This is a genomic window from Pseudomonas sp. JAI115 (assembly GCF_014200835.1).
In the GTDB taxonomy this organism is placed as follows: domain Bacteria; phylum Pseudomonadota; class Gammaproteobacteria; order Pseudomonadales; family Pseudomonadaceae; genus Aquipseudomonas; species Aquipseudomonas putida_A.
Window position 1 is genome coordinate 123,508 of the sequence record NZ_JACHCY010000011.1, and the last position, 14,907, is coordinate 138,414.

A 14,907-nucleotide genomic window follows, 5' to 3' on the forward strand; every position below is an offset into this window, starting at 1 on the left:
TCGCCTTGTTCTGAGCGAAAGGAAAACTTATGGATGTACGGTTTCTGAAAAGTCTGGTGGCGGTGGTCGAGACCGGTTCGATTGCGGCAGCGGCACGGCGCGAGAGTCGCACTGCGGCGGCTATCAGTCAGCGCGTCCAGGCGCTCGAGAGGTTGCTGGGTTGCACGTTACTGCTGCGTACCGCGCACGCTGCCCGGCCCTCGGACCAGTGCCTGCTGATTCTGCCGAAGATCAGGGCGATCATCGAATTGGCCCAGGATCTACAGAGCGATCTGCATCCCGATGGGGTGGCCGGTGAACTGACAATCGGTGCAATTTCCACAGCGCTGACCGGCGTGTTACCCACCTTGATCGAACGATTGGCGCTTACAGCACCTGATTTGAAGCTGAAGATCACCCCGGGTGACTCGAAAAGTCTTTACGAGAAGGTGCTTGCAGGGGAGTTGGACGCAGCGATTCTGGTCAGGCCTCCATTCCAGCCGCCCAAGGCATTGGCACTGGTCGTACTCAAGGTAGAGCCGCTGATTCTGGTGGCTCCAGCCGCGTACGCCGGGCAGTCGCTGGAAACGCTGTTGCGCGTTCATCCGTTCATTCGTTATGACGCACGCTCGTGGGGTGGGCAGATTGCTCAGCGCTACCTCGATGAACACGCCATCGAGCCCAACGTGCTGTGCGAACTGGATGCGCTGGAAACGATCGTCATGCTGGTCGCGCAGGGGATGGGGGTATCGATGGTGCCGCAGTGGGCCGGGATGAGGCTGGAAGGGATGTACGTGTTACCGGTCGAGGACGGGCAGCGTCATGCGCGCGAGTTGGTGGTGATGCATTGCTCGACGCCGCACCGCCCATTGGCGATGCGGCATCTGCTTGATTTGCTGTGCGCGCCGTCGTGAAGGGCTTCACGACGGCGCTGCGGTGATACATCAGTGTGCGGGTTCAGCCACGGTCGTCGGCTCGTCACGGGTGGCGTGCTTGACCAGCTTGCCGATGGTCAGACCCTGCAACAGGATCGACGACAACACCACGATATAGGTGATGCTCAGCAGCAAATCGCGCTCCGGGCCCAGCGGCAGGGCCAGCGCCAGTGCCACCGAGACGCCGCCGCGCAAACCGCCCCAGGTCAGAATGCGGATGGTGCCGCGCGGCACTGTGCGCCAGCGCCGCAGCAGGACAATGGCCGGGGCCACGGTGAGCAGGCGCGACAGCAGGATCGCCAGCGCCAGCAAACTGGCCGCCGCCACGTGCGCCCAGTTGAACGGCAGCAACAACAGCTCCATGCCGATCAGCGCGAACAGCAGGGCGTTGAGCATGTCATCGAGCAGCTCCCAGAAGCCGTCGAGGTACTTGCGAGTCATGTCGTTCATCGCCAGGTTGCGCCCCAGGTTGCCGATGATCAGACCGGCGACCACCATCGCAATCGGTGCCGAGACGTGCAGCTCGGTGGCCATCGCCGAACCGCCGATCACCAGCGCCAGGGTCAGCATCACCGTGATCTGATGCTGCTGGACGCTCTTGATCATCCGGTACACCCCATAACCGATCAGCCCGCCGAACAGCACACCGCCAATGGCTTCGTGCACGAACAGCATGGCCGTGGCGCTGAGGGTCGGCGTCTCGCCCAGTTGGGCGATGCCCAGCAACACGGTGAACACCACCACCGCAGTGCCGTCATTGAACAGCGACTCGCCGACGATGGTGGTTTTCAGCGGCTTCGAGGCATTGGCGGTACGCAGTACGCCGAGCACCGCGATCGGGTCGGTCGGCGAAATCAGCGCGCCGAACAGCAGGCAGTAGAGGAAGCTCACGTGCCAGCCGAACAGGGCAAAGATGTAAAAAGCGAGGCTGCCGATCACGACGGTGGCAATCAGCACGCCGAAAGTGGCCAACAGGCCGATGGGCCAGCGATAGCTGCGCAGGTCGTTGAGGTTGACGTGCAGGGCGCCAGCGAACAGCAGGAACGACAGCATCCAGTTCATCAGCAGATCGCCGAAGTCAATCTGGCCGATCAGTTGCTGCACGCGTTCTTCGAGGCCGGGATAGCCGAGCACGCTCAGGCCTTGCAGCAACAGGGAGAACATCAGCGCGGTGACCATCACGCCGATAGTCGGCGGCAGGCCGATGAAGCGGTAATTGACGAAGGTGAGAAGGGTGGTGAGGCAGATAAAAGCGGCGACAAGTTCTAGCATCCGGGCTCCATTGGATGGGGGTGGAAAGACAGCGCCCCGATTCTTCGGTGCAAAGGTTGGATGGGCTGTTTCGGGGTGGGGACACAATCATGCCCCCTCGGTTGGTCAGCCGCAGACATTGGTGTAGGGTCAACAAAAAAATCAAGGAGTGGGACGTGGCGGCGACAGTTCTGGTGTTAATGGCGGCGCTGTTGCATGCGACGTGGAATACCCTGATCAAGTTCAGTGCCGAACGGCTGCTGGTGGTGGCGTGCATGGACACGGTGGCGCTGTTGTTCGTGGCGCTGGCATTTCCATTCATCAGCCTGCCGCCGGTGGAAATCTGGCCGTGGATTCTGGCTTCGGCGGCGTTCGAGCTGCTGTATCGCTATCTGCTGATTCAAGCTTATCGGGTCGGCGACCTAGGACTGGTCTACCCGCTGATGCGCGGCTTGTCGCCGTTGGTGGTGCTGGCGCTGACCCTGATCTTCGCCGGCGAAGTGCTCACTGCGCAGCAGATCTTCGGGATCATGCTGATTCCGTTGGGCATGGCCTGCCTGCTCTGGCAGGGCGGCGGCGGCAAGCATCTGCCGTGGTCGATGCTCCCGGTGGTGGCGCTGATCGGCTTGTGTATCGGTTGTTATACCTATATCGATGGTCAGGCCTTGCGGCGCTGGTCGCATCCACTGGATTACCTGGTCTGGGTCACGTTGCTCAGCGCCTGGCCGTTCCCGTTGCTGGCATGGGTCGCCAAACGCCCGGCATTTCTGGTGTTCTGGCGCGAGCAGTGGAAGCTGGGTCTGGCGGTCGGGTTCTGCGTGTTGTTCAGCTACGCTCTGGTGCTGTGGGCGATGCAGTTGGGCTCGATTGCCGAGGCGGCGGCCTTGCGTGAGATCAGCGTGATCCTGGTGGTGCTGTTCGGCATGCGCTACCTGAAAGAACCTTTCGGCAGGCCGCGGCTCTTAGCCTGTGGGCTGGTATTGATCGGCATGCTGGTGATGAAGTTCTGACTGCCCGCAACTCTCTATCACTCGAAGAAGGACGGCGTTATGACGGTGGCTCTGTGGTGTGTATTGATCGCGATTTTCCTGCCGTATGTGTGCACGATTGTGGCCAAGGTCTCGGGCGGTTTCAGGCTCAGTGACAATCATGATCCTCGGGATTTTCTCGATAGCGTGGGCGGCGTCGCCCGACGGGCGCATGCGGCGCAGTTGAACAGCTTCGAGGTGATGCCGGCATTTGCTGCCGCAGTGATTGTTGCCCATCTGGTGGGCACGGCGCAGCTGGTGACAGTGAATGTGCTGGCGGTGCTGTTTATCACCAGTCGCCTGCTGTACATCATCTGCTACCTGGCGGATTGGGCGATCTTGCGGTCGCTGGTGTGGTTTGTCGGGATGGGGTTGATTGCTGCGTTCTTCTTTGTGTCGCTCTGAATCTCGGGTGTTGCTGCCGGCCTCTTCGCGAGCAAGCCCGCTCCCACAGGTATCAATGGCGAGCACAAATCCTGTGTACACCAAAGAACCCTGTGGGAGCGGGCTTGCCCGCGAAGGCGGTAGCTCTGGCGCCGAGGCGCTTAAGGCTTGTCCTTAACCGTATCGGCCACCTGCGGTACTTGCGGCAACGCCGCACCTTTAGGCCAGAGCATCCAGATCTGCCCCTGCTGCTTCATGTCCCCGGCTAGTTGCCCGGCAGCATCGCCGGTGCCCCAGAACAGATCCGCACGCACCTCGCCGGCAATCGCGCCACCGGTGTCCTGCGCCGCGACCGGGCGAACCAAAGCGCTGCCATCCGGGCGGGTGGTCGACAGCCACAGCAGGCTGCCCAACGGAATCACCTTGCGATCCACCGCTGCGCTGTAGCCGGCGGTCAGCGGCACATTGAGCGAGCCGCGTGGGCCTTCGTTGCTGTCCGGGTTGCGAGTGAAAAACACGTAGCTCGGGTTGCTGCCCAGCAGTTCCGGAATGCGCGACGGATTGGCCTTGGCCCAGTTGCTGATCGCGCTCATGGTCACGTCTTCTTTCTTCAGCTCGCCTTGCTCGACCAGCCAGCGACCAATCGGTCGATACGGGTGGCCGTTCTGGTCGGCGTAGGCGATGCGCAGTTGTTTGCCATCCGGCGTCTGAATCCGCCCGGAACCCTGAATCTGCAAAAACTGCAGGTTCATTGGATCGGTCAGGTACGCCACTACCGGCGCTTTGACGCCTTTGGACTCGATGGTCGCCGCGTCGTCATACGGCTTGAGCACTCGGCCTTCGAGACGGCCACGCAGGCGCTTGCCCTTCAGTTCCGGGTAAATGCTGTCCAGCGAGACGATGATCATGTCTTCCGGCACGCCGTACACCGGCACGTTCGCCACCTCGGTGGGCGTCAGGCTGCCGGGGTAGACCGGTTCGTAGTAACCGGTGATCAGACCGTTGGGGTTGTCATGCTCGGCGCGCAGTCCGAACACGTCGAGGTTCTGCTTGAGGAACGCGCGAATCTCGTTGGCGCTTTGCGGCACGTTGGCGGCTGCCGCGCAGGTGCCGCCCCAGACCGGATCAGCCTTGAGTCGGGTGCAGGCGCTGCGCCATGAACCGAAACCGGCCACCAGATCGCTGTCGGACACCGCCGGCAAGGCTTCCCAAGTGGCGCTGGAATAAGTGGCCAAGGCATGGGTTTTCGGTTTGGCAGTGTCGCCACCGGTGCAGCCGGCAAGGATTGCCAGCAGTGGCAGGGTTGCGATCAGTGGGTGACGCCAGGCCTTGAAACGGCTGTTCATGGAGTGATTCCTGTGCCGGTTGCCCAAGTGCTCCATGCGCTCCGGCAACCCGTATTTTTAATAGGGCTATTGGTGTTTGTCGGCGACGCGAGGATACTGGCCGCCGAATTCCGTGACCTGAAGCCACCATGACTCTTAAAAGAATTTCTGTTGTATTGCTGGCCTGTCTGACCTTGTCCGCCTGTGGCGGCGTCGATCCGAATTCTCCGCTGGGGCAACGCAAGGCGATCTTCAAACAAATGCTCAAGACCGGCGAAGACCTGGGTGGCATGTTGCGCGGACGCATTCCTTTCGACGGGCCGAAATTCGCCGAAGGCGCGGTGACGCTCGATGCGTTGTCGCATGAACCGTGGAAGCATTTCCCGCAGGTGCGTGAAGAAGATCACACCAGCGCCAAGGACGATGTCTGGCTGCGTCAGGCCCGCTTTCAGGAATTGGCCCGTAACCTTGAGGCGGCCACCGGTGAACTGGTGATCGCCAGCAAGGTTCAGCCGTACAAGGCCAGTAACCTCGGGCCTGCGGTGCAGAAAGTTGAAGATGCCTGCAGCGCTTGCCATAAAGAGTTTCGCGATCATTGATTTCTGTTGTTTGAGCTGACGCCTTCGCGAGCAAGCCCGCTCCCACACTGGATCTGTGTCGTTCACAAATCAAATGTGGGAGCGGGCTTGCTCGCGAAGAGGGCATCAAATTCCCCGCATTAACGGTTACTTGTCGATCTGGTCCAGCGCATCCTGCAGTTCCTTGCGCGACTCGGCGAGCTTGTCCTTGCGCTTGTTGATCTTCTCCGGATCGCCTTTCTTCATCGCCTTGTCGAGATCCGCCTGACGCTTGCTCACTTCGTGCTTGGCTTCCAGCACCTTGTTTTCGCGTTCTTTCTTCAGGCCAGCATCGGTGCAGTTCTTCGTCACTTCATCCAGAGCGGTTTGCAGACCGGCCTGCTGATCGGTGTTGCCCCGGGATTTCGCCTGCTCGAGCTGATTGATGATGCCCTGCTTCTTCGCGGCGCAACCGGTCAGGCCCGGTGCATCTTCGTCAGCCATCACAGGCGCGGCCAGAACGCCACAGAGAGTCAGCAAGGCAAGCGGTGCAAGAAATTTCATAAAAGCTCCATGTGCAAAGGCAGTCGGGTCGGGGGCACTGCGCTGTTTGAGCGTCTGACGGCCCTTGGGTTCCCGGCTGCCGGGGGATTGCGTGATCAGAAACCGTCGATTCCGGCGGCGCGTAATGTGTCACTCAAGGCCAGCACCTGCGGGTCGCGGAAGAATGCGCTCAATTGCGCCGCGCGGCCCGGGCCGATTCCGGCTTCTGCCTGCCATTGTTCGGTGTCGCGTTGTGCCAGCGCCTGCCACGAGTCGGCCAGTTGTGCCTGCCCCGTCGGCGGTAAACCCAATGCTTTGAGCCACTGGGTGAACGGCCGTTGGCGGGCGCTGTGAAAACTGTTGATCAGACGTGCGCTGCTGCGCTCGCCGAAGCCGGCAATGTTAGCAAGCTCTGGCTCGTCGAGGGTCAACCAATCCAGCAGGTTGTTCAGGCGGCCTGTTTCCAGAAGTTTCTCCCAAGTGCCGCGCCCGACATTCTGCAGCGCCAGCCCCTGCTTGCCACTGAGCCAGGTCAGGCGCGCGAGAAACTGGCTTTCGCAACCGGGTGTCGGTTGCCAGCAGCTCAAGGCGTGGAAGTCGCGCGCGTCGGGAATATCGAGGGCGGCTCGTTCGGTGGTGCGCAACACCACACTGTCGAGTCGTGGAATCGTCAACCCGGCCAGGCTGATTGCCACTTGATCGCCGGGGCGGATATCCAGCGCCTGCCAGCGCTTGAGTGACCCGGCACTGACGCGTCTGATCTCGCGGTCATCGAGCATCACCGGCGACAACTCCAGTACCGGCGTGATGCGTCCGCTGCGGCCGACTTTGAAATTCACTTTGCGCACTTCGGCCAGCGCTCGGGCAAACGGGTATTTCCAGGCGATAGCCCAGTAGGGCGCGCTCGCCTGCCAGCGCTCAGCCGGTGGACGCTGGCTCTGGCGCAGGACGATGCCGTCAGAAGCGAACGGCAGGGGCGATCGATACCAGTGCTCGCGCCATTTTTGCGCGTCGGCAAGGTTGGCGATGACCTGACTGAATGGCGCTGTCGTGGCGAAGCCCAGCGTCGCTAGCGTCGATATTCTTTCGGGCAGATTCGCCGGCCCCTGCGGCCAGTCCCAGACGAACAGACCGATCCCGGACGCCTGTTCTGCGCTCAAGGTTTTACGGCTCATCAGCCCTGCAACCGTGGCGCGGGCGTTGACGCTGCCGGCGCTGGCTTGCACATGCTGATTCAGGCGCCGATAGAGCTCGCCCTGCACCAGCAGGTCCAGCGGTTGGGTCAGTTGTTGCGGAATGGCAGCGATCTTTTGCGCCGACGCTGTCCAGTCCTGACCGCTGATCCCGTCGCCGCGACTGATCGCCTGCTGCAACAGGCCGCGACGGTAAATCAGCGTGACCGCTACACCATCGACCTTGGGTTGTACCCAGACATCCTGCCGATCCTTTAACCATGCTTGAACGGCGGCGGCTTGGTGAAGCTTGTCCAGACCGGTGTGGGCGATTGGATGCGCGACGGAGCCAGACGCGCTGCGCAACGGTTCGGGCGCTGCGGGCTGCTGGAAGCACTGGCGCCATTCGATGAGCCGCAGGCGCGATTGATCGTAGAGTTCGTCGGCAATCAGCGAGCGGCCTTCGCGGTGGTAGGCGTCGTCCCATTGGTCGATCTGTTTTTGCAGGGCGGAGATTTCAACTTGCGCTTTGCCGAATGGCCAGTCGGGGCAGGCTGCATGGGCGATCAGAGGGGTGAAACTCAGCAAAAGAACTGAAAACAGGCGCAGCGTGGCAAGCATTTTGAGCGTCCTTGCTCAGGGGGAATGCTTTAAGGCTAGGCGAGGATTCAGAGAGGCACCGGGTGGGTGTTTTGCATCGTGTTTCCGTGCCCATACAGGGGGCGCATGGGCCGGCCTCTCCGCGGGCAAGCCCGCTCCCACAGGGTTCTTTATTGATATTGGAAGGGTATTTCAGGCATGAAAAAGCCCCGCACGGCGTGAACCGTGCGGGGCTTTTTTTGCAGCCGGGGAGGGCTTACAGACCAGCAGCGGAACGCAGAGCGTCGGCGCGGTCGGTTTTTTCCCAGGTGAAGGTGGAGAAGGTGTCTTCGCCAACCGTCTTGGTCTGCGGAGCACGACCGAAGTGGCCGTAGGCTGCAGTTTCCTGGTACATCGGGTGCAGCAGATCCAGCATGGTGGTGATTGCGTATGGACGCAGGTCGAACACTTCACGCACCAGTTTGATGATCTTGTCATCGCTGATCTTGCCGGTACCGAAGGTGTTCAGCGAGATCGAAGTCGGCTGAGCGACACCGATGGCGTAGGACACCTGGATCTCGCAACGCTCGGCCAGGCCGGCAGCGACGATGTTCTTGGCAACATAACGGCCAGCGTAGGCAGCCGAACGGTCAACCTTCGATGGATCTTTACCGGAGAACGCGCCACCGCCGTGACGGGCCATGCCGCCGTAGCTGTCGACGATGATCTTGCGACCGGTCAGACCGCAGTCACCTACCGGGCCGCCAATGATGAACTGGCCGGTCGGGTTGATGTGGAACTGGGTGTCTTTGCTCAGCAGTTCTGCAGGCAGCACGTGCTTGACGATCAGCTCCATCACGCCTTCGCGCAGGTCTTTGTAGGACACTTCAGGGTTGTGCTGGGTCGACAGAACAACGGCGTCGATACCGACCACCTTGCCGCCTTCGTAACGGCACGTCACTTGCGACTTGGCGTCCGGACGCAGCCACGGCAGCAGACCCGATTTGCGGGCTTCGGCCTGGCGCTGCACCAGCTGGTGCGAGAAGGTGATCGGAGCCGGCATCAGCACGTCGGTTTCGTTGCTGGCGTAGCCGAACATCAGGCCTTGGTCGCCGGCGCCCTGATCTTCAGGCTTGGCACGGTCAACACCCTGGTTGATGTCAGGGGACTGCTTGCCGATGATGTTCATCACGCCGCAGGTCGCGCCGTCGAAGCCGACTTCGGAACTGGTGTAGCCGATGTCGCAGATCACGTCACGAACGATCTGCTCCAGGTCAACCCAGGCGCTGGTGGTCACTTCACCGGCCACGATGGCAACGCCAGTCTTGACCAGGGTTTCCACGGCAACGCGTGCGTGTTTGTCCTGGGCGATAATGGCGTCCAGCACCGCATCGGAAATCTGGTCGGCGATTTTGTCCGGATGTCCTTCAGACACGGACTCGGAGGTGAAGAGGGAGTATTCGCTCATCTCGATGTTTTCCTGAATTTACCGATGGTGAGTGTCGCCAGCCGGTCGCTGAAAGTGGCGAACCTGGATCTGGAAACCATTACGTAAGCCTACATAGAGGCTGTCCCCGGGAACGAGTCCCGCAGCGGTGGCCCAACGGGCCAAATCGTCCTGTTCAAACCCCAACCACAGATCACCGCAGGCCTCCCTGGCCCAACTCTGGTTGTGGCTACATAACTCTGTCACGAGCAGGCTACCGCCCGGTTGCAGCAGGCCGGCCATGTGCTTGAGCGCTTCGGCCGGCGCGGCGAAATGGTGCAACACCATGTTCAGTACCACGCAATCGGCCTGAAGGCTGGTGCCATTCAATGCATCGGCCAATTGCAGGCTGACGTTAGCCAGCCGTTCACGTTCACATACCTGACGCGCCAGTTCGAGCATCGCCGGGCTGTTGTCCAGCGCGGTTACGGTGCCGAAGCGGCGGGCCAGTTCCGGCAGGAAAGCACCATCGCCGGGGCCGACTTCAATGGCCGTGGCAGCACCATTGAAGTTCAGTTTGTCGAGCAGGGCCAGCACACTGTCACGGTACTGCGGCAGGCCTGCGATCAAGTCTTGCTGGGCGCGGAATTTCTCCGCGACCCGGGCGAAAAAGTCCTGACTGGCGGCTTCGCGTTGTCCGTGGACCTGGGCGATGCGCGTCTGCACGTCGTCCGGCAGCGCCAGATTGTCGACTTCTTCTAACAATGCGGCGTGCAACTTGCCGCCCAGCAATTCGGTGTGGGGCAGGGCGCGGCGATAGAAAATCGCGTTACCTTCACGGCGTGTCGCCACCAGATCGGCCTGGGCCAGCACTTTTAGGTGGTGGCTCATGCCGGACTGACCGATGCCGAAAATCTGCGCCAGCTCCAGTACGCCGAACGAGTCGTTGGCCAGCGCGCGCAATACATTCAGGCGCAGCGGATCGCCACCGGCCTTGCACAGGGCCGCCAGCTCGTCGCAATCGTCATGGCGAATGGAAGGCACGCGTAAGTTCATAGGGCCAGCAGTCTAGTGACGGTGGGAAATCGCTGCAAGGGCAATATCAAAAAGTTTTGATATTGCTCGATAGATGGCACTTCTCACTGGCTGGTTAACTCTACAAACGAACAGCGGAAAGGTTTCACCAGACGAAACCGCCGTCCAGCACGGGAAAAACGCCTTCGGATGACTATCTGTCATTGCCCCGAAGCGCTCCGGTGAGGGAAAATGCCCTCCTTTTTTCCGTTTCAATCTATTCACACCCAGGAGATCAGCGATGCCTAGCCGTCGTGAGCGTGCCAACGCCATTCGTGCCCTCAGCATGGATGCCGTGCAAAAAGCCAACAGCGGCCATCCCGGTGCCCCTATGGGTATGGCAGATATCGCCGAAGTACTTTGGCGCGACTACCTCAAGCACAACCCGAGCAACCCGTCGTTCGCCGACCGTGACCGCTTCGTGCTGTCCAACGGCCACGGCTCGATGTTGATCTACTCGCTGCTGCACCTGACCGGTTACGACCTGTCGATCGACGACCTCAAGCAGTTCCGTCAACTGCACAGCCGCACCCCGGGTCACCCGGAATTCGGTTACACCCCGGGCGTCGAGACCACCACCGGCCCGCTGGGTCAGGGTCTGGCCAACGCCGTCGGCTTCGCCCTGGCGGAAAAAGTCTTGGGTGCGCAGTTCAACCGTCCTGGCCACAACATCGTTGATCACCACACCTACGTGTTCCTCGGTGATGGCTGCATGATGGAAGGCATTTCCCACGAAGTCGCTTCCCTGGCCGGTACGCTGGGCCTGGGCAAGCTGATCGCCTTCTACGATGACAACGGCATCTCCATCGACGGTGAAGTCGAAGGCTGGTTCACCGATGACACCCCGAAGCGTTTCGAATCCTACAACTGGCAGGTGATCCGTAACGTCGACGGTCACGATCCGGAAGAGATCAAGACCGCCATCGAAACCGCGCGCAAGAGCCCGCTGCCGACCCTGATCTGCTGCAAGACCACCATCGGTTTCGGTTCGCCGAACAAGCAGGGCAAGGAAGACTGCCACGGCGCCCCACTGGGGGACGCGGAAATCGCTCTGACCCGTCAGGCGCTGAACTGGAACCACGGCCCGTTCGAAATCCCGGCCGACATTTATGCCGAGTGGGATGCCAAGGAAAAAGGTCGCGCTGCCGAAGCCGAGTGGGATCAGCGTTTCGCTGCCTACTCCGCGGCGTTCCCGACCGAAGCCAACGAGCTGATCCGTCGTCTGAGCGGCGAACTGCCGGCTGACTTCGCGGAAAAAGCCTCGGCCTACATTGCTGAAGTGGCGGCCAAAGGCGAAACCATCGCCAGCCGTAAAGCCAGCCAGAACACCCTGAACGCGTTCGGCCCGCTGCTGCCGGAACTGCTCGGCGGTTCGGCTGACCTGGCCGGTTCCAACCTGACCCTGTGGAAAGGTTGCAAAGGCGTCAGCGCTGAAGACGCCAGCGGCAACTACATGTACTACGGCGTGCGCGAATTCGGCATGACCGCGATCATGAACGGCGTGTCCCTGCACGGTGGCCTGGTGCCTTACGGCGCGACCTTCCTGATGTTCATGGAATATGCGCGCAACGCGGTGCGCATGTCGGCGCTGATGAAGAAGCGTGTGATCCACGTCTACACCCACGACTCCATCGGTCTGGGCGAAGACGGCCCCACGCACCAGCCGATCGAGCAACTGACCAGCCTGCGGACCACGCCGAACCTCGACACCTGGCGTCCAGCCGATGCCGTTGAATCGGCAGTGGCCTGGAAAAACGCGCTGGAGCGTAAGGACGGCCCTTCGGCGCTGATCTTCTCGCGTCAGAACCTGCAGCACCAGGAACGCGATGCCGGTCAGATCGCCGACATCAGCCGCGGTGGTTACGTGTTGAAGGACTGCGCAGGCGAGCCTGAGCTGATCCTGATTTCCACCGGTTCGGAAGTCGGTCTGGCCGTTCAGGCCTACGACAAGCTGACCGAGCAAGGCCGCAAGGTGCGCATGGTTTCCATGCCTTGCACCAGCGTGTTCGATGCGCAGGACGCCGGCTACAAGCAATCGGTTCTGCCGCTGCAGGTCAGCGCACGTATTGCGATCGAAGCGGCTCACGCCGACTTCTGGTTCAAGTACGTGGGTCTGGAAGGTCGCGTGATCGGCATGACCACTTACGGCGAATCGGCTCCGGCTTCGGCACTGTTCGAAGAGTTCGGCTTCACCCTGGAAAACATCCTGGGTCAGGCTGAAGAGCTGCTGGAAGACTGATCTGGAAAAGATGTCGTCTGAGCTGACGCCTTCGCGAGCAGGCTCGCTCCCACATTGGAATGTATTTCCCTGTGGGAGCGAGCCTGCTCGCGAAGGCGTTGGTTCAGGCAACATCGCACTACCCGATTCAACACGGTAATCGAGAACCCCATGCCTCAACCGCGTCCCTACAAAGTTGCACTCAACGGCTACGGCCGGATTGGTCGTTGCGTCTTGCGTGCGTTGTTCGAGCGTGGCGAGAAGGCCGGGTTTGAAATTGTCGCGATCAACGATCTGGCGGACATGGCCAGCATCGAATACCTGACACGCTTCGACTCCACCCACGGCCGCTTTCCCGGCGAAGTGCGAGTAGACGGCGATTGTCTGCATATTAATGGCGACTGCGTGAAGGTCCTGCGCAGTGCCACCCCCGAAGGCATCGACTGGGCGGCGCTGGGCGTCGACCTGGTGCTGGAGTGCTCCGGCGCCTACCACACCCGCGAAGACGGCCAGCGTTTCCTCGACGCCGGCGCGCCACGCGTGCTGTTCTCGCAACCGATGGCCAGCGAGGCGGATGTCGACGCCACCATCGTCTTCGGCGTCAATCAGGATTGCCTGACTGGCGATGAACTGCTGGTGTCCAACGCCTCCTGTACCACCAACTGCGGCGTGCCGCTGTTGCGTCTGCTGGACAAGGCGATCGGCCTGGATTACGTGTCGATCACCACGATTCACTCGGCGATGAACGATCAGCCGGTGATCGACGCCTATCACCACGAAGACCTGCGCCGCACCCGTTCGGCGTTTCAGTCGGTGATCCCGGTGTCCACTGGTCTGGCACGTGGCATCGAGCGTCTGCTGCCGGAACTTGCCGGGCGAATTCAGGCCAAAGCCGTACGCGTGCCGACGGTCAACGTGTCCTGCCTCGACATCACGATGCAGACCGCCACCGCGACCGATGCCAACGAGGTCAACCGGATCCTGCGCGAGGCCGCCACCAACGGCCCGCTCAAAGGCCTGTTGGCCTATACCGAGTTGCCGCACGCCAGTTGTGATTTCAACCATGACCCACATTCGGCCATCGTCGATGCCAGTCAGACCCGTGTTTCCGGCCCCAAACTGGTGAACATCCTGGCCTGGTTCGACAACGAATGGGGTTTTGCCAACCGAATGCTGGACGTTGCAGACCACTATCTGCAAACAGCGATTTCAAAAAAACCTGCTCTCTAAGAACAGCTACTCAGGAAGTGCGACCCATGACCGTGTTGAAGATGTCCGACCTCGATCTGCAAGGTAAGCGCGTATTGATTCGCGAAGACCTCAACGTCCCAGTCAAGGACGGTGTTGTCACCAGCGATGCGCGTATCCTGGCTTCGCTGCCGACCATCAAGCTGGCCCTGGAAAAAGGTGCGGCGGTGATGGTGTGCTCACACCTGGGCCGTCCGACCGAAGGCGAGTTCTCCGCCGAGAACAGCCTCAAGCCAGTCGCTGACTACCTGAGCAAGGCCCTGGGCCGCGACGTGCCGCTGGTGGCCGATTACCTGGGCGGCGTTGACGTCAAGGCCGGCGACATCGTGCTGTTCGAAAACGTGCGCTTCAACAAGGGCGAGAAAAAGAACGCTGACGAGCTGGCCCAGCAATACGCCGCCCTGTGCGACGTGTTCGTGATGGACGCCTTCGGCACCGCGCACCGCGCAGAGGGTTCGACCCACGGCGTGGCCAAGTTCGCCAAAGTCGCCGCTGCCGGCCCGTTGCTGGCCGCTGAGCTGGACGCACTGGGCAAGGCGATGGGCGCACCGGCCAAGCCAATGGCTGCGATCGTTGCCGGCTCCAAGGTGTCGACCAAACTCGACGTACTCAACAGCCTGAGCCAGATCTGCGATCAACTGATCGTCGGTGGCGGCATCGCCAACACTTTCCTGGCTGCCGCCGGTCACCCGGTCGGCAAGTCGCTGTACGAGCCGGACCTGCTGGACACCGCGCGCGCCATCGCCGCCAAGGTCAGCGTATCGCTGCCGGTGGACGTGGTGGTTGCCAAGGAGTTCGCTGAAAGCGCCGAGGCCACCGTTAAACTGATCGCTGACGTTGCCGCTGACGACATGATCCTGGATATCGGCCCGCAAACCGCAGCCAACTTCGCCGAACTGCTGAAATCGTCGAAAACCATTCTGTGGAACGGCCCGGTCGGCGTGTTTGAATTCGACCAGTTCGGCAACGGCACCAAGGTGCTGGCCCAGGCCATCGCTGACAGCGCCGCGTTCTCCATTGCCGGCGGTGGCGACACCCTGGCGGCCATCGATAAATATGGCGTGGCCGAGCAAATCTCCTACATTTCCACCGGTGGCGGCGCGTTCCTCGAATTCGTCGAAGGCAAGGTGCTGCCGGCCGTTGAAGTCCTGGAAAGCCGGGCCAAGGCCTGAGGCCGCCCGTTTGGCC

At 61.3% G+C, this 14,907-nt stretch carries 13 protein-coding genes; 7 read left to right on the forward strand and 6 right to left on the reverse strand.

The annotated features are described in order from the left end of the window. The first annotated feature begins 29 nt into the window (after positions 1–29). Positions 30–893 (forward strand): LysR family transcriptional regulator, encoded by an 864-nt coding sequence (locus HDC30_RS21820; protein ID WP_183784859.1) that lies wholly within the window; start codon positions 30–32, stop codon positions 891–893. Between the two features lie 30 nt (positions 894–923). On the opposite strand, the gene HDC30_RS21825 is transcribed toward HDC30_RS21820, so the two are convergent. Next, positions 924–2,186: a sodium:proton antiporter gene (locus HDC30_RS21825; protein WP_027610615.1), complete on the reverse strand. Its 1,263-nt coding sequence runs from the start codon at positions 2,184–2,186 to the stop codon at positions 924–926. 155 nt (positions 2,187–2,341) lie between these two features. Between HDC30_RS21825 and HDC30_RS21830 the strand changes: the two genes are divergently transcribed. Together HDC30_RS21830 and HDC30_RS21835 are read left to right on the forward strand one after the other, a co-directional pair. Further along, a complete protein-coding gene (locus tag HDC30_RS21830; protein ID WP_027610616.1) occupies positions 2,342–3,175 on the forward strand; it encodes an EamA family transporter in 834 nt (277 codons plus the stop codon). 39 nt (positions 3,176–3,214) lie between these two features. Next, the gene (locus tag HDC30_RS21835; protein ID WP_183784861.1) at positions 3,215–3,598 is read left to right on the forward strand and encodes an MAPEG family protein; all 384 of its coding nucleotides are present in this window, start codon (positions 3,215–3,217) and stop codon (positions 3,596–3,598) included. Positions 3,599–3,738: 140 nt separating this feature from the next. Here the strand turns inward: HDC30_RS21835 and HDC30_RS21840 are convergent, their stop codons facing one another. Then, the gene (locus tag HDC30_RS21840; RefSeq protein WP_027610618.1) at positions 3,739–4,923 is read right to left on the reverse strand and encodes a murein transglycosylase A; all 1,185 of its coding nucleotides are present in this window, start codon (positions 4,921–4,923) and stop codon (positions 3,739–3,741) included. Positions 4,924–5,051: 128 nt separating this feature from the next. On the opposite strand from HDC30_RS21840, the gene HDC30_RS21845 reads away from it, so the two are divergent. Beyond that, positions 5,052–5,501 (forward strand): cytochrome c, encoded by a 450-nt coding sequence (locus HDC30_RS21845; RefSeq protein ID WP_183784863.1) that lies wholly within the window; start codon positions 5,052–5,054, stop codon positions 5,499–5,501. A gap of 126 nt (positions 5,502–5,627) precedes the next feature. Here HDC30_RS21845 and HDC30_RS21850 read toward each other — a convergent pair whose 3' ends face one another. The 4 genes from HDC30_RS21850 to HDC30_RS21865 all read right to left on the reverse strand — a co-directional run bounded on the left by HDC30_RS21850 (position 5,628) and on the right by HDC30_RS21865 (position 10,235). After that, positions 5,628–6,023: a DUF1090 domain-containing protein gene (locus HDC30_RS21850; protein ID WP_007961884.1), complete on the reverse strand. Its 396-nt coding sequence runs from the start codon at positions 6,021–6,023 to the stop codon at positions 5,628–5,630. A 95-nt stretch (positions 6,024–6,118) separates the two neighbouring features. Beyond that, positions 6,119–7,795, reverse strand: coding sequence for an NAD-dependent DNA ligase LigB (gene ligB / locus HDC30_RS21855; protein ID WP_183784865.1), 1,677 nt, complete (start codon positions 7,793–7,795; stop codon positions 6,119–6,121). Positions 7,796–8,030: 235 nt separating this feature from the next. Further along, positions 8,031–9,221, reverse strand: a complete 1,191-nt coding sequence (gene metK / locus HDC30_RS21860; protein WP_027610621.1) for a methionine adenosyltransferase — start codon at positions 9,219–9,221, stop codon at positions 8,031–8,033. Between the two features lie 18 nt (positions 9,222–9,239). Continuing rightward, positions 9,240–10,235 carry a metalloregulator ArsR/SmtB family transcription factor gene (locus tag HDC30_RS21865; protein ID WP_183784867.1) on the reverse strand — a complete coding sequence of 332 codons (996 nt, stop codon included), beginning with the start codon at positions 10,233–10,235 and terminating at the stop codon, positions 9,240–9,242. 259 nt (positions 10,236–10,494) lie between these two features. Here HDC30_RS21865 and tkt point away from each other — a divergent pair, with 259 nt between their 5' ends. From tkt to HDC30_RS21880, 3 genes are all read left to right on the forward strand, one after another. Next, positions 10,495–12,492: a transketolase gene (gene tkt / locus HDC30_RS21870; protein ID WP_183784869.1), complete on the forward strand. Its 1,998-nt coding sequence runs from the start codon at positions 10,495–10,497 to the stop codon at positions 12,490–12,492. Positions 12,493–12,642: 150 nt separating this feature from the next. Next, positions 12,643–13,701, forward strand: a complete 1,059-nt coding sequence (epd, locus tag HDC30_RS21875) for an erythrose-4-phosphate dehydrogenase (protein WP_027610624.1) — start codon at positions 12,643–12,645, stop codon at positions 13,699–13,701. Positions 13,702–13,727: 26 nt separating this feature from the next. Continuing rightward, positions 13,728–14,891, forward strand: coding sequence for a phosphoglycerate kinase (locus HDC30_RS21880; protein ID WP_183784871.1), 1,164 nt, complete (start codon positions 13,728–13,730; stop codon positions 14,889–14,891). The last annotated feature ends 16 nt before the right edge of the window (positions 14,892–14,907 follow it).